The organism is Bhargavaea ginsengi (assembly GCF_900109165.1).
In the GTDB taxonomy this organism is placed as follows: Bacteria; Bacillota; Bacilli; order Bacillales_A; family Planococcaceae; genus Bhargavaea; species Bhargavaea ginsengi.
The window spans coordinates 193805-211309 of the sequence record NZ_FNZF01000004.1; the positions used below are offsets into that span (position 1 = coordinate 193805).

General features: G+C 56.5%; 18 protein-coding genes and 1 riboswitch. Of the genes, 1 reads left to right on the forward strand and 17 read right to left on the reverse strand.

The window, feature by feature from the left end; genetic code table 11:
* Positions 1-200 precede the first annotated feature (200 nt).
* The 17 genes from BMX91_RS11995 to speE all read right to left on the reverse strand — a co-directional run bounded on the left by BMX91_RS11995 (position 201) and on the right by speE (position 15040).
* Positions 201-875 carry a hypothetical protein gene (locus tag BMX91_RS11995; RefSeq protein ID WP_092054585.1) on the reverse strand — a complete coding sequence of 225 codons (675 nt, stop codon included), beginning with the start codon at positions 873-875 and terminating at the stop codon, positions 201-203.
* Entirely contained in the window at positions 872-1357 is a 486-nt protein-coding gene (locus BMX91_RS12000) for an ECF transporter S component (protein ID WP_245744428.1), read from the reverse strand. The genes BMX91_RS11995 and BMX91_RS12000 overlap by 4 nt, the downstream gene beginning before the upstream one ends.
* Positions 1354-1950, reverse strand: a complete 597-nt coding sequence (locus BMX91_RS12005; protein WP_092054587.1) for a cob(I)yrinic acid a,c-diamide adenosyltransferase — start codon at positions 1948-1950, stop codon at positions 1354-1356. Before BMX91_RS12005 ends, BMX91_RS12000 begins: the two co-directional genes overlap by 4 nt.
* Before the next feature lie 23 nt (positions 1951-1973).
* Entirely contained in the window at positions 1974-2366 is a 393-nt protein-coding gene (locus BMX91_RS12010; protein ID WP_177168377.1) for a bifunctional adenosylcobinamide kinase/adenosylcobinamide-phosphate guanylyltransferase, read from the reverse strand.
* Positions 2318-2914, reverse strand: coding sequence for a histidine phosphatase family protein (locus tag BMX91_RS16060; RefSeq protein ID WP_092054593.1), 597 nt, complete (start codon positions 2912-2914; stop codon positions 2318-2320). Before BMX91_RS16060 ends, BMX91_RS12010 begins: the two co-directional genes overlap by 49 nt.
* The gene (locus BMX91_RS12020; RefSeq protein WP_092054596.1) at positions 2887-3654 is read right to left on the reverse strand and encodes an adenosylcobinamide-GDP ribazoletransferase; all 768 of its coding nucleotides are present in this window, start codon (positions 3652-3654) and stop codon (positions 2887-2889) included. The genes BMX91_RS16060 and BMX91_RS12020 overlap by 28 nt, the downstream gene beginning before the upstream one ends.
* Complete coding sequence (locus BMX91_RS12025; protein WP_092054599.1) at positions 3651-4478, reverse strand: cobyric acid synthase; 828 nt, start codon at positions 4476-4478, stop codon at positions 3651-3653. Before BMX91_RS12025 ends, BMX91_RS12020 begins: the two co-directional genes overlap by 4 nt.
* Complete coding sequence (locus BMX91_RS12030) at positions 4475-5068, reverse strand: bifunctional adenosylcobinamide kinase/adenosylcobinamide-phosphate guanylyltransferase (RefSeq protein ID WP_092054602.1); 594 nt, start codon at positions 5066-5068, stop codon at positions 4475-4477. The genes BMX91_RS12025 and BMX91_RS12030 overlap by 4 nt, the downstream gene beginning before the upstream one ends.
* Positions 5041-6117 (reverse strand): threonine-phosphate decarboxylase CobD, encoded by a 1077-nt coding sequence (cobD, locus tag BMX91_RS12035; protein ID WP_092054604.1) that lies wholly within the window; start codon positions 6115-6117, stop codon positions 5041-5043. Before cobD ends, BMX91_RS12030 begins: the two co-directional genes overlap by 28 nt.
* Entirely contained in the window at positions 6104-7060 is a 957-nt protein-coding gene (gene cbiB / locus BMX91_RS12040; RefSeq protein ID WP_092054703.1) for an adenosylcobinamide-phosphate synthase CbiB, read from the reverse strand. The genes cobD and cbiB overlap by 14 nt, the downstream gene beginning before the upstream one ends.
* Positions 7060-8538: an adenosylcobinamide amidohydrolase gene (locus tag BMX91_RS12045; RefSeq protein ID WP_092054607.1), complete on the reverse strand. Its 1479-nt coding sequence runs from the start codon at positions 8536-8538 to the stop codon at positions 7060-7062. The genes cbiB and BMX91_RS12045 overlap by 1 nt, the downstream gene beginning before the upstream one ends.
* Entirely contained in the window at positions 8531-9553 is a 1023-nt protein-coding gene (locus tag BMX91_RS12050; protein WP_092054608.1) for a FecCD family ABC transporter permease, read from the reverse strand. The genes BMX91_RS12045 and BMX91_RS12050 overlap by 8 nt, the downstream gene beginning before the upstream one ends.
* Positions 9531-10538, reverse strand: coding sequence for an ABC transporter substrate-binding protein (locus tag BMX91_RS12055; RefSeq protein ID WP_245744430.1), 1008 nt, complete (start codon positions 10536-10538; stop codon positions 9531-9533). The genes BMX91_RS12050 and BMX91_RS12055 overlap by 23 nt, the downstream gene beginning before the upstream one ends.
* A 152-nt stretch (positions 10539-10690) precedes the next feature.
* Positions 10691-10821: riboswitch (cobalamin riboswitch) on the reverse strand.
* A gap of 275 nt (positions 10822-11096) precedes the next feature.
* Positions 11097-12767: an arginine--tRNA ligase gene (argS, locus tag BMX91_RS12060; protein ID WP_092054611.1), complete on the reverse strand. Its 1671-nt coding sequence runs from the start codon at positions 12765-12767 to the stop codon at positions 11097-11099.
* Positions 12764-13198: a DUF1934 domain-containing protein gene (locus BMX91_RS12065; protein WP_177168378.1), complete on the reverse strand. Its 435-nt coding sequence runs from the start codon at positions 13196-13198 to the stop codon at positions 12764-12766. The genes argS and BMX91_RS12065 overlap by 4 nt, the downstream gene beginning before the upstream one ends.
* 130 nt (positions 13199-13328) lie before the next feature.
* Positions 13329-14201: an agmatinase gene (gene speB / locus BMX91_RS12070; protein WP_092054617.1), complete on the reverse strand. Its 873-nt coding sequence runs from the start codon at positions 14199-14201 to the stop codon at positions 13329-13331.
* Complete coding sequence (gene speE, locus BMX91_RS12075) at positions 14198-15040, reverse strand: spermidine synthase (RefSeq protein WP_092054620.1); 843 nt, start codon at positions 15038-15040, stop codon at positions 14198-14200. The genes speB and speE overlap by 4 nt, the downstream gene beginning before the upstream one ends.
* Before the next feature lie 214 nt (positions 15041-15254).
* Here speE and BMX91_RS12080 point away from each other — a divergent pair, with 214 nt between their 5' ends.
* Positions 15255-17315 (forward strand): transglycosylase domain-containing protein, encoded by a 2061-nt coding sequence (locus tag BMX91_RS12080; protein WP_092054622.1) that lies wholly within the window; start codon positions 15255-15257, stop codon positions 17313-17315.
* Positions 17316-17505 lie beyond the last annotated feature (190 nt).

The following is a 17505-nucleotide window of genomic DNA, read 5'->3' on the forward strand; positions in this document are numbered from 1 at the left end:
GAATGACAAAAGTGAGGCATCCGTGTTCCCGATTGTACGGGAATACGGATGCCTCTGCAACGTGATTTTTTATTGGTATTCCGGAGGATTTCTGCTGTTTTCCCCGGTAACGTCCTGTACCTGCTGCTTCCACGGCACACTCACCGACTGCGACACCGAACTCTGTGAGTGGACCGGCGGTCGCCGTGCCGATTACTGTTTCAGCCCATTTCATGGAAGAATTCCCCGAAATGCAACTGGGCATCCGATTCTTTCCCCGGTACAGTGCGGACAAAGATAGCAGTGGCCGGACCGGCAGAAGCTGAAGGAGCCACTTCGGATGGCAGCCGTGCAGGGGGCTTTCCGGTAAGCCGCTCCCATTCCGCACCAATTCCGCCTGAGCCAGCCGGCCAAACGGCATCGATGATTCCTTCATCAAGACCGGCCCTCACCTTTCCGAGTTCCGCACACTTTTCCGCCTCCCGGATGACGGCTTCGCCGACAAGCGGACGGCCATAAAGGAACCACTTACCACCTGATTCCGTAATATCACGGGACCTTCTCCCGATCATCGTCACACTCATCGCGGACTGGAGCATGTCCATGTTCGTCTCGGTGCTTCCTGATATCGGCGGAGGCGTTAGGGAACTTTCCTTGAACGCCCGCCGGATTCCGGAAGAGTACTCATCCCAACTGGTATTCCCGCTGAAGTTGTGGAGGAGGACGGCGATCGGCTCTGCTCCTGCCGTCCACTGCTCAAGAAGAGTGACCCGTGCAGAGAAATAGCCTACAAGTTCATCCGGCACCTGAACGGCATCCGCCGCTTTCTTGCCGATGCCTCCCGAGTTATCAGTTGTGACGACCCATCCTCCGCCCAGGTCCAGTGCATTTCTCACCGGGCCACCTCTTTCCGGACCGCGGCTTTTCGTACAATGGGCATGGTTGCCCCCGCTACAATAGCATTAACGATTGAAGCTGCCGGAACTGCAATGATCGCCGTCCAAAAGAACGCGGGTGTAACGAGCCAATAAAAGGGCAGAACAGCAACAACACCGTTGCCGACCAGGAAGTATCCCCATTTGAGAAGGTCCCGCCCCCGATGGTGCAGCCAGGCAAAGCCGCCGGTCACAACAAACATTTCAACAGCTATCAGCAGATGAAGCGGTCCGAGCGGGCTTCCTCCAGTGATAGCCGATATCAGGTGTCCGATCATCGCTGCCGTTCCTGCCGCTGCGGGGGGAAGAAAAGCGGCCGATAATAATGCCGGCGCCGAATCCAGTGCCGCCGATCCGATACCCATCGGAATCTTCACCAGTGCTCCGATCGCGCACATTGCCGAGACCAGCGCCGTCATCACAAGAAGACGCGTTCTGTTCAATCGGTTTCACCCTTCTGTTGTTTTCTCTTGGTATTTCGGAACACCTTGGCGCTCCTTGCATATTCAACATCCGGCCGCCCTAGACGGAAATTGGCGATGCGTGCTGCGGCAAACAGATAATCCGACAGCCTATTGATATATTGCAGCGAGGTTTCCGGTACCTGCTCTCCGGCATTCATCAGGCGGACCACCTGACGCTCCGCCCTTCTCGCCACCGTCCGGGCAATGTGTAGCGTTGCAGCCGGGTCCGTCCCTCCGGGAAGTATGAACCGTTCCAGTTCAGGCGCTTCTTCCGATAATTCATCAATTCTCTTTTCGAGCCATTGAATAGAAGACGGGCGCAGCTTGTTCTCACGTTTATCAGTTACATTTGCCAGATCTCCTCCGCAATCAAACAGCTCGTGCTGAATCTCTTCAAGGTCTTCAAGCAAGTCCCCGAATAATTCTTCCGGCAGCTCGGACATCGCCTTGCCGATAAATGAATTGAGTTCGTCCGTCGTGCCGTAGGCTTCAACACGGAGGTGATCTTTGGATACTCTCGCACCGATGAGCCCCGTCATCCCTTTGTCTCCCGTTCGTGTGTAGATCCCCATCCTTCTTCCTCCTATCTGCAAATTCACTTCAATTCTTTCGCAAGCCCGTACCAGATTCTTGTGACCCGGCCGGCTTCCCTGAACAGCCGCTGATTCAGCCGGCCGCATGTATCGCGCAGCCAGCGGCTATGCGGATCGGCGGGTACGATCCCCCTGCCGATGTCCGTCAAAATGATGACCAGCTGGTTTTGGTCCGCAGCTTCAATAAAGCGGAACACGTCCTTCATGGCGGACTCTTCGTCATGATGGTTGGATGATATGTACGCTTCCAGTCCGGCCAGCACCACCCGGCCGGACTCAGGTTTTGGCAGCCGGGAAAGATCCCCCGCCTCGACCCATTGCAAGTTTTCATGGGCAAGCACTGTTCTTACGTATTCTCGCTTCCCGTTATGGGCACCTCCGATATAAATGTGCATCGGTTTCTCTCCTCCCATGACCTGCGGTGAGACCATTCAAGCCTGTACAAACCTCCCGGCGGGACACTCCAACCGAAAAATGACCGGCGTTCCGGAGCGAGATGACCCAGCAGGATCCTCGCAGGGCCTCCGTGTGTGACGATGGCCACCGACCGGACCTTCTGTTTCCTCAGACGGTCAAGCCCCCGAAGCACACGGTCTTCAAGAACGTCAAAACGCTCACCGCCTGGCGGATGCTCAGCAGTGGGTTCATTTATCCAGCGGCGATAGCGAACGTCCGCTTTCAGGTCATCGTACGTTTTCATTTCCCATGCGCCGAAATCCGCCTCCCTGAATTCAGGGTGGGGCTCGTACGGAATACCCGGAAATAAAAACCCGGCAGTCTGTCTGCAGCGGAGAAGATCACTCCCTGTCAGACAGTCCGGAAAGAATCCGGCAGGTCCGGTTTCTGTGCATACAGGGACATCGCTCCACCCGACATACCGTCGCTCCCGATTCGCTGCCGTTTCAAGATGCCGGATCACATACAGAACAAAAGAATCGTCCATAAAAGAAGCTCACACCCTTCGACAAATGCACCGGCCAGATCCCCCGTGGCACCCCCAAAATTCCGGACCGTCCAGTTTTTGAAGAGCAGCACCGCCACGAGAACCGCCGCTGTTCCAACTGCCGGAAACAGCAGGCTCTCCGACCAGGCTGCGGCAGCAGCTCCACCCAGAGCAAGCATGGCTGCGGCAGGGATGCCAATACGGAACCCTTCCATTTTTTCGATAAAAAACACAAGCACTCCCGAACGCTTTGCCAGTGGAGAAACCGACAGATAGATGGAAAGCCCTGCCCGTGTAGCAAACGGCACGAATACTATAAATGCAGGCATCAGTCCTCCACGGCCAATCAGTTCTGTCAAAATCGCAAGCTTTCCGAGAAGAAGGAACAGCAGCGCCATTGTACCGAACGCACCAATCCTCGGATCCCCCAAAATCTCCAGGCGCTTGTTTTGGTCGCGGTAGGAAAAATACGCATCCCCCATGTCCGCCCAGCCATCCAGATGGAGCCCTCCTGACAGGACTGCAAGCATAAGTACCAAAATAAAGGCCGTGAGGAATGGCCCTGTTCCTCCGGGGCCCGCAGCCAGTGCCGTTGCCGACCATGACACTGCACCGATGAATGCGCCAACCACCGGATTGAGGGTGAACATCCAGATCGATTCTTTCCGGCCGACCGGCAGGTTTTTGCGGACAGGCACCGCCGAGAAGAACTGGACTGCGAGAAGAAGTCCTCGGATCATCGGCCGTCTTCCCCGAAAATCAGCTGCCGGATGCGCTGCCAGTCTGCATAGTTGCGGAAATGCGCTGCCCACTCGTCATACAGGGGCCGTTCGGATCCCTCTGCTCTGCCAAGAGAATCTTCTTCCTGAATTCCGTGGCCATCGATGAATGGCAGCACACCAAGGACCGGAAGACCGGTGCGACCTTCCAGAAAATCGATGCCGCTTTGGAACAGCCCGATATCGCCCCGGAACTTGTTGATGAGTATCCCCCTGATCCGATCCCGGTCCTGCCGATCAAGCAGTTCGAGTGTACCGATAATCGAGGCAAATACACCGCCCCGCTCAATGTCTGCGACAAGCAAAACCGGAACATTGGCCTCCCTGGCGACCCGCATGTTCACCAGCTCCCGGTCGTTCAGGTTGACTTCCGCCGGGCTGCCCGCTCCTTCTATGACTACGGCGTCATAACGGTCCCCCAGAACCCGGAGCGACTTCCGAATCGCTTCCATGCCGATCCGAAAAAAGCGTTCCCGGTACTCCATCCCGTCCATTTCGCCGTATGGCCTGCCAAGAAGCAGGATATCCGCAGTCCTGTCGTCTGTTGGTTTCAGCACAATCGGGTTCATCTCGGGCACCGGGGGGATTCCGGCGGCTTCCGCCTGCACACTTTGTGCGCGGCTGATTTGGAGCCCGTTGCCAATTTCAGTCGTAAAGGACGACATATTCTGTGATTTGAAAGGCGCCGTCCGGACCCCCTCATCAGCGAGCAACCGGCAGATTGCCGTACATACCATGCTTTTTCCGACATGCGATGCGGTTCCCTGGATCATGATTCCGTTCATACCATCCCTCGTTTCCCGTTTTCCGGTTTCCACCAGAGCGGTATGCCTGCATCCATTTCATAAGCGATATCCGCCATTGAAACGAGCTGCTGGTGGATGTACCCGAGCATTTCCGAATAAGCACCGATATCCGCTGCGGCAGGAAGCGGCTCTTCCAGCACTTCATTGGATACGACAACGATGGCAGATGCCTTTTCGGTCATTTCAGACAGCGCAGCAAGCAGCGCCCCTACTTTTGTCTCGAGGCATCCTTGCCGGCGGTGGCAAGGCAGGCCGCTTTCAATGCCTTCATACATTTCATTGGCCAACCATGTTGTGATGCAGTCAATCAGAACCCCATCCCCTTCACGGATCATCGGCAGGATGCCCGGAAAATCAGCAGGACGCTCGAACGTCTCCCACGACTCCGGCCTGGCGGAACGGTCCCGCCGGTGATGCCGTATGCGGTCTCTCATCTCCCCATCGACCGGACGGCCCGTTGCAACATAAACGAGACGGCCGGATGCATGGGTAACGAGCCAGTTTTCTGCGAATGCGGTCTTTCCGCTTCTTACGCCTCCACTTATGAAAACGAGTCTTCCCCGAACCATCCGGCAAGCGCCTCCTTCAGAATCTTCATCTTTTCCCGTTCCTTGATGCCTACCCGGAACCACGCTCCGTCCATGCCGAGAAAATTTTCCGAATGGCGGAGGACGATCCCCTGCCCGAGCATCGCTCTATAAAGTCCGGCAGACTTTTCGGGCCGGAAGCTGATGTAGTTCGTTTCGCTTTCGGTCACGGTGCATCCTGCAGCCTCCAGAAATCCGGCCAGCTGCTGCCGTTCTTCCCGGCAGTACCGGATTGTCCGTCTTCGGAATTCTTCTTCGTCAAAGCAGAGCGTTCCGATCCTGGATGCTATCCCATTGACATTCCAATGAGGAACCGCATGGCGTTGGGCGGCGATCCGGTCTGCGGAACCGATCATATAACCGAGCCGGATGCCGGGAATGGCATACATTTTCGTCATCGACCGGACGACGACCGCATTGGGAAATTCCACTAGTTCAGGGATAAACGAGTGTTCCTCACCTGCAAAATCCATGAATGCTTCATCGATCACCAGCTCGCAGCCGGTCCGGAGCCCATGCTCAGCCAGCCGGCGTATGGTCTCCTTAGGGATCCGCACGCCGGTCGGGTTGTTCGGGTTGCAGATATACAGCACATCCGCATCCGACATATTTTCCAGAACCCGGCCCTCCGGGAATTCCGGGTCGGCCGGGTCCGCTACAAGATCAGCACATTTGGCACCTTTTGAGAGCAGTGTGGTCCTGTATTCGGAAAACGTTGGATGAATCAGGAGAGCCGTCCGGCCGCGGTACCTGTCCGCAATGACCGAAAACAGCTCCGCAGCACCGTTTCCTGCCAGTACGCGATTCCCGGGCACACCGTGATGGGCAGCGGCTGCCGAGCGGAACGGTTCGCCTTCCGGATCCGGATAATGAGGCAACGCCGAGAGCAGTTCCGGCCAACTTTTCCGGACCTTTTCCGGAACTCCGAGCGGATTGACATTCTCACTAAAGTCGAGCACCCGGTCGGGCACTTCCAAACCGAGCCGTTCATATAAGCGGAGCGGGTTCGCCCCATGTTCAGGCAACTGCAACAGCAATTCCTCCGATCAATAACCCTAGGATGACAAACGCCCACGATGCTAAGTGCATCGCGTTCACTGACTCGGCAATATCCGCTGTCTCAAGCGGACGGTCCGGACGGCCCATCCTCGCGCGATCGGACGGCACCCCCTGATAGGTGTTGAGCCCGCCAAGTTCTGCGCCGAGCTGCCAGGCGGTAGCTGCCTCAAGCCAGCCGCTGTTCGGACTCGGATGTTTTCTCGCATCACGCCGCCAGCCGTCCAGCCGTACCCGGAGCGGCAGCCCGCTCCGGTTCTTGGTAACGAGCAGAATGAGCAACCCCGTCAGCCTGGATGGGATCAGATTCAAGACATCGTCGGCCTTTGCCGAGAAATAACCGAACGATCCGTATCGTTCATTCCGGTAACCCACCATCGAGTCAAGCGTATTGACCGCCTTGTAGACCCAAATGCCCGGCGCCCCGAAGAGAAAGGCCCAGAAAAGCGGTGCGGTCACACCATCGGATGTATTTTCCGATACCGTCTCAACGACCCCGCGCACAATTTCGGCCTCGGGCAGCGACTCCGTATCCCGTCCGACGATCCAGCCGAGTTTTCCCCGTGCTTCACGGAGACGGCCTTCCACGAGCGGCCGATACACATCCATCGCAGCCTGCGCCAGACTTTTCCGGGCAAGACCTGCCGCAATCAGCAGAGACTCCACCGCGATGCCTGCCGCGCGGTGGATGCTATCGAACAGCCAGACGAGGCCTCCCGCTGAAAGCGCGGACAGTCCCGCAGTGATCAGGAGTGTCATCAGCCCTTTTGCACGGCGGTTCCGTCCCGAGTTCAGCCGGTTATCCAGAAATGTGATCAGCCGGCCGATCCATCGGACGGGATGCGGCCATCCGGGCGGATCTCCAACCAACCTGTCAATCAGAAACCCGGCCACACAGGCGATCAGATGATTCAGGATCATCGGCTTTCCCTTTCAAAGTCCGCCTTCCGGTTCCGGTACCGGCGGATTGCTTCGGCGGTGCACTCAAATACCCCCCGGCCGATTGCTTTCCCCAGTTCGGTAGCGGTCCCGGCATACGGATAGCGGTTGCCCCTCTGAGTAGCTGCAATGAGCAGGCTGTCGGTCGAAGTACCGGTCGCCACGGTCCCGGTCAGCGGGTCAAGTACGTGTTCCGTCTGCATCGCTTTTGCCTTTGCCTCTGTTGCGGTGATCATTCCCTGAATAAGCGCTTCTTCCGGTAGATGACCGTTCACGATGACCCAGGTATTAATGGTCCCTGCGTAGGCATCACGGTCAGTTCCAAGCGAGGCATCCACTGCATTGCCGACTCCCGCCGTGACACAAACGACAATGGGGGCATCCGGCGGCCCGTATTCCCCGATGACGGCATCTTCAGTCATCGCCGCTGTCATCATCGCCACCGTCTGAGTGAGCGGAAACCCGGTTTCATACAGCCAGTCCCTCATCTCCGTTCCGGCGTCATCCGTGGAATAGTCGGCACCGACGTTCCGGTTGACGAAGTGGCGGTACCAGCCGGCACCTGCCCCAAACACTGCAGAAGAAACTGCCATCATAGGGATCCTGCTGTTGAGGTGGACATACTCCCGGGACACCGAAAAATCGGCTTTCCGGATGACTTCCTGCCTGTCTTCCGGTTCCTTGGCGGGAAGAAGCGTAATCTGCGGCTTGGGGACTTCCGGATGCATCCCTGCCCTGACCCGCGCCGCATATACCCTCTCCATCTTCCGTTCGTCGACCACTTCATCCGGCGTTCCGATCGCAGCCACTTCTCCCCTGTCCATCAGAAGCAGGCGGTCACAGTAGAGTGAGGCCAGATTGACATCATGAAAAACAGAGACGACGGTCAAACCGTTTTCAGTCGCCTGGCGCCGGACAGTATCCAGTAATTGCTGCTGATGGGCGATGTCCAGATGGTTGGTCGGCTCATCCAGGAGCAGCACAGGCGCTTCCTGTGCCAGCGCCTGGGCGACAAACACCCGCTGGCGCTCGCCTCCGGACATGAATTCAATCTCTGTATCCCGGTACTCCGTGACCCCCATACGGTCCATGGCTTTCTGAACCGCACGCTCATCCGCATCGGACCATCCGGCAAACAGGCCGGTCTGGTGAGGATAGCGGCCGAGCGTAACTGTCTGATATGCGGTCTGCGAAAAGGTATCCGCCTGGAGTTGCGGAAGTACGGCTACCTGCCGCGCAAATGCCTTGCGTGAATACTCGGCAATGGACCTGCCGCCTATTTCGACCGTCCCGGAATCTGCCTGAAGCAGCCCGCTCATCATTTTCAGGAGGGTCGACTTGCCGCTCCCATTCGGCCCGAGAATTCCGAGCATAGTACCGGCTTCCACCTCAAACGAAACTGACCGGACAACCGGCGCGGCGCCGTACCCTCCTGTTAACTCCTTTACCCTAAGCATGCCGAACTGCACCCTTTCTCCGCTGTCTGTAGAAGATGAATGCAAACACCGGTGCCCCGATAAATGATGTGATCACTCCGACCGGCAATTCTGTTGGCGAAATGATGGTGCGTGCCACAAGATCGCACAGCACGAGAAGCGAAGCGCCATTGATGAATGAAAGCGGCAGCAGGTGTCGGTGGTCGCTTCCCCATAAGATGCGTGTCATATGAGGGACGACCAGCCCGACAAATCCGATTGTCCCCGATACGGCAACAGCGGAGCCGGTAAGGATTGAACCACCGCCGAGGATCATCCATTTGCGCTTCCTTACGTCCACACCGAGATGGTGGGCCCGCTCCTCTCCGAACAGCATCGCATTCAGCTCCCGACGGCAGAGCCAGAGCAGCAGGCCGCCGACCAGAAGGAACGGGAGGATAATCCACACATACTTCCAGCCTCTCATCGAAACGCTGCCGAGCAGCCAGCTGATGATCTGCCTGAGCTCCTCCCCGGTGAGGGCAATCATGAGCGACAGCACCGAACCGAGAAACGACCCGAAGATGACTCCCGTCAGGATGATCGTTTCCATCTTTAGTGACCGGTCGACCGCCCGCGCAAAGCCGATCACCAGCAGAAGCACCGCCATCGCGCCCGCCATGCTGAAGATCGGAAGAGTATAGGCGCCGAACAGTCCGATACCGAAAAAGAGTGTCGCCACGGCGCCAACTGAGGCACCGGACGACACTCCGAGGGTATAAGGATCGGCGAGCGGGTTTTTCAGGAGACCCTGAAATGCTGCGCCCGCTAAGGCAAGCGACCCTCCGACGAGCCCTGCAAGCACAACCCTCGGCATTCGGATGTTCCAGAGGATGTTGGCGGCAACTTCATCCGCTTCCGGGTCCACGAGCACGTGGAACGGAATCTTCACTGATCCGACGGAAACACCCAGCCAGAGCGCCAGCAGGAGCATGGCGGCCGATACCGTATATGCGGTGGCCGGCTGTTTCGTCTTACGCTGCCTGATCTTCTTCATCCTCTTCTGCTTCCCCAAAGATTTCCGGATAAACAGCTTTAGCCACTGCCTCCAGGCCGTCGGCGAGACGAGGACCCGTGCGGCTTGTGATATTTTCATCAAGCTGGATCACGGCCTTATCTTTAATGGCGGTTACGGTGTCAAACCCAACACGTGCATACACATCTTCCACTGCCGTATCGATGTAGTCATACATGACCAGGAGCACATCCGGGTTTCGGCTGACGATCTCTTCCGGATCCATCATGACCCAGCCTTCCTGGTCACCTGCGATATTTTCCGCATGGATGATGTCGAGGAACTGCTGCATGAATGTACCGGATCCCGGTGTATATATTTCAGGTGCCGGAGATGTTTCGACAAACACTTTCTTCTTGTCTGTGACTTCGGCCGCTTTTTCCTTGATCTCTTCCACTTTGGACTGCATACCGCTGACGATCTCTTCGGCTTCGGCAGTATGGCCGGTAAGCTTGCCGATCTGTTCAATCGTTCCATAAGTCTCATCAAAATCCATAGCGTTCTTTACGACAAATACGGTGAGGCCTGCATCGCGCAGCTGCTGAAGGCCTTCTTCCCCGACGCCGAGTGCAGACTCGTGTGCGAACACGACGTCCGGCTGCATGCCGATGATTTTTTCGACGTTAAATTCCTGCCCGCCGATTTTCTCGAGGCTTTGGGCTTCTTCCGGATAGTCGTCGAAATCACTGCCCGCAACAACTGCTTCTCCTGCGCCTACCGCGAACAGAATCTCCGTGTTGCTCGGAACCATTGAGACAATCGCATCCGGTTCTTCCTCGAGTGTGATCTCATTTCCGACCGCATCGGTCATCGTGACCGGAAATCCGGTCTGTCCGGACGTACTTTGTTCCGTTTCCTGCTCCTGTTCTTCTGCAGACCCGTCTGCAGCATCCTCTCCGCTGCCGCACGCTGCAAGCATCAGTGCCGCAGCCGGTGCCGCGAGCCATCTTAGCCATTTCTTATCCAAATCCGATTCCCCCTCATCTTTATGTACGGAACAGAAAAAACCCCCGCGCATGGCGGGGGCAGAAATGCCGGCAGGACGGACATGCGGAAAAACGACCGCAGCCTGCAATGGCAGGCACCGTTCCACACCGGCCTGTCCTCGCAGGCGCATTCGGGTGTTTTTCGGCTGAGGCAGGTTTCCTGACTTGCGGCAAATAGCCGCTTACAGTGGCGGGACCGTGCCGGATTCTCACCAGCTTCCCTTTTATCCCCATTATCGGGGCACCTCAGCGTCATCCGGCACAAAGTCATGCCGGATATTCAATTCCTACTCAATTTAATCAGACGGCGGCGATTTTGTCGAGGTCTTCTGAAAAAAGCAAGACCGTCATGGTATGACAACGTCTCAGCTAACTATGTTAACGTCTCAATGAACTATAGCAACGTCTCAGCTAAGTATGTCAACGTTTCACCTAAATATAGCAACGTTTCTAGCGAATACAGACGTTTCATCTAACTTCTGCCGCACAAGAAAACCGGCCCCGTCAGCCGGAGCTATTTGGGACCGGTCATGATGATCTTACATCCGCTCCGGTGCGGAAACGCCGATCAGACGGAGTGCGTTCGCGACTGTCGTGCGGGTTGCCGTGACAAGTGCCAGACGTGCTTCCGACAGCTCCTTGTTTTCCGGATCGACAACTTTGTCGGTCGAGTAGAACGTGTGGAATGCGGCAGCCAACTCCTGGATATATGTCGCAATCCGGTGCGGAGAGCGGAGTTTTGCCGAGTCTGCGACCGTCTGAGGGAAATCGCCGATCTTCTTCATCAGATCGATTGCCTTCTCACTGTCCTGGAGCAGCCCGACATGCTCAGCTGAATGGAACAGGCCGGCATCGTCAGCCTGGCGAAGGATCGAGCTGATGCGCGCGTGCGCGTACTGCGCATAGTAGACCGGGTTTTCATTGGATTGGGAAACCGCAAGATCAAGGTCAAAGTCCATCTGGGAATCGCCGGAACGCATAATGAAGAAGTAACGCACCGCGTCCAGTCCGACCATATCGACGAGCTCGCGCAATGTGACCGCCTTGCCGGTCCGCTTGCTCATCTTGAACTTCTCGCCGTCCTTGTACAGCTGCACCATCTGCGACACGAGGACTTCGAGTGTGTCCTTGTCGTAGCCGAGCGCCTCGATCGCCGCCTTCATGCGCGGGATGTAGCCGTGATGGTCGGCTCCCCAGATGTTGATCAGCTTGTCGAAGCCGCGCTGGAGCTTGTCCTCGTGGTAGGCGATGTCCGGTGTCAGGTATGTGTAGGAACCGTCCTGCTTGATAAGGACGCGATCCTTATCGTCACCGAATGTCGTCGAGCGGAACCAGGTGGCGCCGTCTTCTTCGTAGACATGGCCGTTCTCTTTTAGCTTGCCGAGTGCCTCATCGATCTTTCCGGATCCGTAAAGCGTCGACTCCGAGAACCAGTTGTCGAACTTCACACGGAAGTCGACGAGATCCTGCTTGATCTTGTCCAGTTCGATGCCAAGTCCGTGTTTGCGGAACCAATCGAAGCGTTCCTGTTCCGGCATCTTAGCAAACTTGTCGCCGTGTTCCTGCGCGAGCGCGTTGGCGATCTCAATGACATCCTTGCCCTGATAGCCATCCTCCGGCATTTCGCGCTCCTCGCCGAGCGCCTGGAAATAACGTGCTTCGATGGAGAGCGCCAGATTGTTGATCTGGTTGCCTGCATCATTGATGTAGTATTCCCGGGACACGTCATAGCCCGCGAAATCCATCACATTGCTGAGCGCATCGCCGATTGACGCGCCCCGGCCATGGCCAAGGTGAAGGTCGCCCGTCGGATTTGCCGAAACAAACTCGATCTGGACTTTCTGACCGCCGCCCGAATCAGTTCGTCCGAATTCTGCACCCTTCTCCAGTACGTCCTTCACGACTTCTCCGAGGTAGTCTGTCTTCACACTGATATTGATGAAGCCCGGGCCTGCGATATCGATGGCTTTGATTGGTGTGTTGTCGGTCTCCAGATTGGAGAGAATCGCTTCCGCAATGGCACGCGGCGGCTTTTTCGCAATTTTCGTCAGCTGCATTGCGATATTGGTGGCGTAGTCGCCGTTTTCCTTGTTTTTCGGCGTCTCGAGCATTACATCCGGCATTTCTGCGCTTTCCGCAAGGCCCGCCTTGTCCACCGCGCTGCCGAGCGCGTCTTTCAGCTGCTGTTTAATCTGTTCCACTGTGCTCATGCTTTTCCCTCCGAATAAGTAAATTCAACGTCATAGGTGCCGACGGTCTCGTTGCCCGACAGCAGGTCGTAGACGGCTAAAAACCGCCCCTTGGTTCCCGGTTCATAACGTACAGACCCGGTTTTCACAGTTAGGGGAAGCTCCATGCCTCCACTGCTGTAGCGGCCTTCTTTCCGCTCGCCCGGGACGAGCGGAAGCTTCATCGAAACGTCACCGTTACGCATGATGAGCCCGTCTTCATGCCCCATGCGGACCATCATCCGTGTGCCGCGGCCTTCCGCGTTTTCTTCGAAACTCAGATAGGTTCTGCCCGCTTTCTCGATCAGAAGGCCATCCGCCCGGATAAAGTTCCGGAACGGCTTTTCGCCCGGCTGCCGGACTGTCGTCACAAGACGGATGCTGACCGGCAATCCTTCCTCGGGTATATTCATCTGGATGCCCCCGTTCATAGTCATTTCCCTATTATATCCCGCAGGGGATGGGGATTTCAACGGAAGGGCAATCCACCATCACAAAACGAAAGGTGACGCGCAGGCTTTTCATGCGCATCACCTTTTCCGTTTATTTCACAAACCCGAGCAGCATTTCCCTAAACAGCTTGCTTGCCGTATTGACCGTCTGTTCGGACGGGTCATAGACGGGCGCGACTTCAACGAGATCAAAGCCGGCCACAAGCACACTGGAGTTTGCAATTTCGTGGATCGACGCGAGCAGCTCGCGGGACGTGATGCCGCCGCAGTCGACCGTTCCCGTGCCCGGCGCATGGGCGGGGTCCAGGACATCGATGTCGATCGTCACGTAGACCGGCCGTCCCGCAAGCGTCGGAAGCACTTGCTTAAGCGGTTCGAGCACATCGAACTTTGAAATGTGCATGCCGTTTTCACGGGCCCATTCAAACTCTTCCTTCATCCCCGATCGGATCCCGAACGAATAGACGTTGTGGGGACCGATCAGCTCAGCGATCTTGCGGATCGGGGTCGAATGCGAATGCTCCTCCCCCTCATATTCGGTACGGAGATCGGTGTGTGCATCGATGTGAATGATGGCAAGATCATCGTGAGCGGCCGCCATTTCTTTCATGGCCGGGAGTGACACGAGGTGCTCGCCACCCATCCCTGCAGGGACCTTTCCGTCTGCCAGAAGCTGACGGACAAAACCGGCGATCAGGTCAATGGATTTCCCGGCGTTGCCGAACGGAAGGGGGATGTCCCCCGCGTCATAGTAACGGATATCGTCGAGTTCCCGGTCCAGATACGGGCTGTATTCCTCCAGCCCGATTGAAGCTTCACGGATGCGCGCGGGACCGAACCTGGAGCCCGGACGCCAGCTGACCGTCCAGTCCATTGGCATGCCATAGATCACCGCACTCGCTTCATCATAGCTGTCACCGCTCTTAATGAACACATTTCCGGAGTAGGCTTGGTCAAACTTCATTCGCCCTCACCTTCTGCCAGGTCACGCACGAACTTCGGCAGCACAAAAGCCGCCCGGTGCAGTTCGCTCGTGTAGTATTTTGTATCGATCTCGTGGAAACGCTCTTCCTTGACCTCCAGCGGGTCGTGCTTTTGCGAGCCAAGGGTGAAACACCAAAGTCCGCTCGGATACGTCGGGATGTTGGCCGTGTACATACGGGTAACCGGGAAGATCTCCTTGACGTCCTTTTGCACCTGGCGGATCAGGTCAGCCTTGAACCACGGGTTGTCGCTTTGCGCGACAAACAGGCCGTCTTCCTTCAAAGCCTTCGAGATACCGGCATAGAAGCCTTTTGTGAACAGATTGACCGCCGGGCCCACTGGCTCCGTTGAATCGACCATGATCACGTCATATTCATTTTCGGACTCGGCGATGTGCATGAATCCGTCGCCGACGCGTACATCCACGCGCGGGTCCTCAAGCTTGCCTGCGATTGAAGGAAGATACTTTTTCGAGTACTCGATCACCTTGCCGTCAATGTCGACAAGGACTGCCTGTTCCACTTGGGGATGCTTCAGAACTTCACGGATGACGCCGCCGTCGCCGCCGCCGACAACCAGCACCTTTTTCGGGTCCGGATGAGTAAATAGCGGCACGTGTGCAACCATTTCGTGATAAACGAACTCGTCGCGTTCCGAGGTCATCACCATGCCGTCGAGGAACAGCATATTCCCCCACTCTTCTGTCTCCGCCATCTCCAGCAGCTGGAAATCCGTCTGTTCGACGTGCAGTGTCTGCTTGATCTTCATCGTAATTCCGAAGTTGTCCGTCTGTTTTTCTGTATACCATAACCCTGCCATGGGCTGCATTCCTCCTTCATCAAAGGGAAACGTCCCGCACTGCCTGTATTCCCGGCCTTCACGAAACTAAGCTTCATTATACGGCCACAGGAAGGCGATGCAACTGTTTTTTTTTGCTTATGTCGGCTTCCTGTTTCCGGCTTTTAAATCCGCCGGATGAAATGCCGCAAAACTGCCCATACTTGCGAAAAAGCGACGGAAAGGCGGGAACGCGGTGAAACGGTCCCATTTCAAACGGAAGCGGAAACGGCGGACGCTCATGAAGCGGCTGCTGCTTTTAACCCTGAGCTTCAGCGTGGCCGGGCTGATCATGTACGGTGCGCTCCTCATCTATATCCATTCAGCCGGCCCCCCTTCCCTGAAGGTGCCGAACGCAACCGTCTTCCTCGACCGCAATGGCGATCCGATCGGTGACCGGCATTCGGGAGAGCGGCGCTACTGGACCAAGCTTGACGACATGTCCCCGTTTCTTTCCGATGCATTCGTCGCTGTCGAGGACAAGGACTTTTACGAGCATAAGGGATTCGACTATTCAAGGATTGCCGCTGCTGTTCTGAAGGACGTCAAATCGTTCCGCAAGGCGGAAGGCGCAAGTACGATTACCCAGCAGTATGCCCGCAATCTGTTCCTGACCCATCAGAAAACATGGACCCGGAAAATCAATGAGGCGGTCTATGCCAGGCGGATCGAGACCTTCTACGACAAAGATACGATCCTCGAAGGATATCTGAATACCGTCTATTTCGGCCACGGCATGTACGGGGCGGAAGCGGCCAGCCAATTTTTCTTCGGCAAGGAAGTGAAGGACCTGACTCTGGCGGAAGCGACATTGCTTGCAGCCGTGCCAAAGGGACCGTCCGTCTATTCTCCCGTCGATCATCCGGACGCTGCGGCGGACCGCCAGAAAATCATCCTTAGCGCCATGGTCCGCGAAGGGTATGTGACGCGCGACCAGGCCGACCATGCCCTCAATCAGAGAGTCGCCCTGAAGCACGACCAGTGGGACACTGGAAATAAAGTCGCCCCGTATTTCCTCGACGAGGTGTGGCGGGAAGCAGAAAAACTCCTAAAGGAAGAGGGCCGCGACATCGCGGAGGGCGGCTGGACAATCCGGACGACGCTCGACCCGTTCCATCAGAAAACAGCCGAGGCCGCAGCAGGAAAATGGATGCCCGACAACGAGCTTCAGTTCGGGTTCGTCACGATGGAGCCGGAAAGCGGACATGTCACTTCGTTGATCGGGGGTCGTGATTATGCCGCGAGTCCCTTTAACCGAGTTACCCAGGCGGAGCGGCAGTCCGGCTCGGCGATGAAACCGGTCCTGTATGCGGCCGCGCTTGAACAGGGATTCACGCCGCTCACCTTCCTGAAAAGTGAACCGACAGTCTTTACATTTGATAATGGCAGGCAGGAATACGAGCCGCAGAATGTCAACGGCAAGTTCGCGGAACGGCCGATCTCCCTTGCTCAGGCGCTCGCGATTTCGGATAACATCTTTGCCGTCAAGACGCTTGAGGAAATCGGCTATAAGCCTTTTAAGGACATGGCTGCACGCCTCGGAATTACCGGTAACTTCGTCGATGCACCCGCGACTGCGCTCGGCACAACGGAAGTCACCCTTTACGAGATGACAGGGGCCTACAACCGGATCGCGTCCGGGGGCAAACGTGTCATCCCGACGACCATCCTGTCCATTACTGATGCCGCAGGTGAAACCGTCTACCGGAGCAGTCAGGAGGAAAAAGAGAGGGATGTAATGGATCCGACGGATGCCTATGTCCTCACACAGATGATGACAGGCATGTTCGACCCTGTTTTTAGCGACTACACCCCGGCAACAGGACTGTCAATACGTCCCGGACAAACGAGGCCCTATGCGGCGAAATCCGGGACGACCCTGTCCGACCAGTACCTGATCGGCTATTCCCCCACGCTCACAGCCGGCATCTGGGCCGGGTTTGATGAAGGCAGCCGTCTCACGGAAAACAGTGACAAGATGGCAGCGAAAAAGATGTGGATCGAGTTCATGGAAGGGGCACACGCCGGACTTCCGCCCGAGTCGTTCCGCCAGCCTGAGGGCGTCACTGGAGTCATTGTCGACGTCGAGACTGGCGGGCTTGCTGTCGACGGTTGCGGGAAGCAGCGGCTCGTTTACCTTAAAGAACGGCATGTGCCACGGAAACTCTGCACTGACCCCGCCCTCCGCCAGGAACGCTCAAAGGATACAAAAGACGGCGGCCCGGTACGGCTGTTCCCGTTCTCATTCTTTGATTGAAGTTTAGGGGCTCCGTCATTAAGTGAGACATTAACATAGTCGATTGAGACGTTAACATACTGCAGTGAAACGTTGACATACCATCTAAAATGTCTGTCCCCCTAATTTAGGGCAACAAAAAACCAGCCCCGCCTCCAAATAGGAAGCGGGGCTGGTTGTGTGCACCGTTAGCTAGACGGCACACTGTCCT

Coding starts and splice junctions, on each gene's coding strand:
- BMX91_RS12005 (WP_092054587.1), bottom strand. CDS start 1,950: ATGGGGATCTACACACGAACGGGAGACAAAGGGATGACGGGGCTCATC.
- BMX91_RS12010 (WP_177168377.1), bottom strand. CDS start 2,366: ATGCACATTTATATCGGAGGTGCCCATAACGGGAAGCGAGAATACGTA.
- BMX91_RS16060 (WP_092054593.1), bottom strand. CDS start 2,914: ATGGACGATTCTTTTGTTCTGTATGTGATCCGGCATCTTGAAACGGCA.
- BMX91_RS12020 (WP_092054596.1), bottom strand. CDS start 3,654: ATGATCCGAGGACTTCTTCTCGCAGTCCAGTTCTTCTCGGCGGTGCCT.
- BMX91_RS12025 (WP_092054599.1), bottom strand. CDS start 4,478: ATGAACGGAATCATGATCCAGGGAACCGCATCGCATGTCGGAAAAAGC.
- BMX91_RS12030 (WP_092054602.1), bottom strand. CDS start 5,068: ATGGTTCGGGGAAGACTCGTTTTCATAAGTGGAGGCGTAAGAAGCGGA.
- BMX91_RS12045 (WP_092054607.1), bottom strand. CDS start 8,538: ATGCTTAGGGTAAAGGAGTTAACAGGAGGGTACGGCGCCGCGCCGGTT.
- BMX91_RS12050 (WP_092054608.1), bottom strand. CDS start 9,553: ATGAAGAAGATCAGGCAGCGTAAGACGAAACAGCCGGCCACCGCATAT.
- argS (WP_092054611.1), bottom strand. CDS start 12,767: ATGAGCACAGTGGAACAGATTAAACAGCAGCTGAAAGACGCGCTCGGC.
- BMX91_RS12065 (WP_177168378.1), bottom strand. CDS start 13,198: ATGAATATACCCGAGGAAGGATTGCCGGTCAGCATCCGTCTTGTGACG.
- speB (WP_092054617.1), bottom strand. CDS start 14,201: ATGAAGTTTGACCAAGCCTACTCCGGAAATGTGTTCATTAAGAGCGGT.
- speE (WP_092054620.1), bottom strand. CDS start 15,040: ATGGCAGGGTTATGGTATACAGAAAAACAGACGGACAACTTCGGAATT.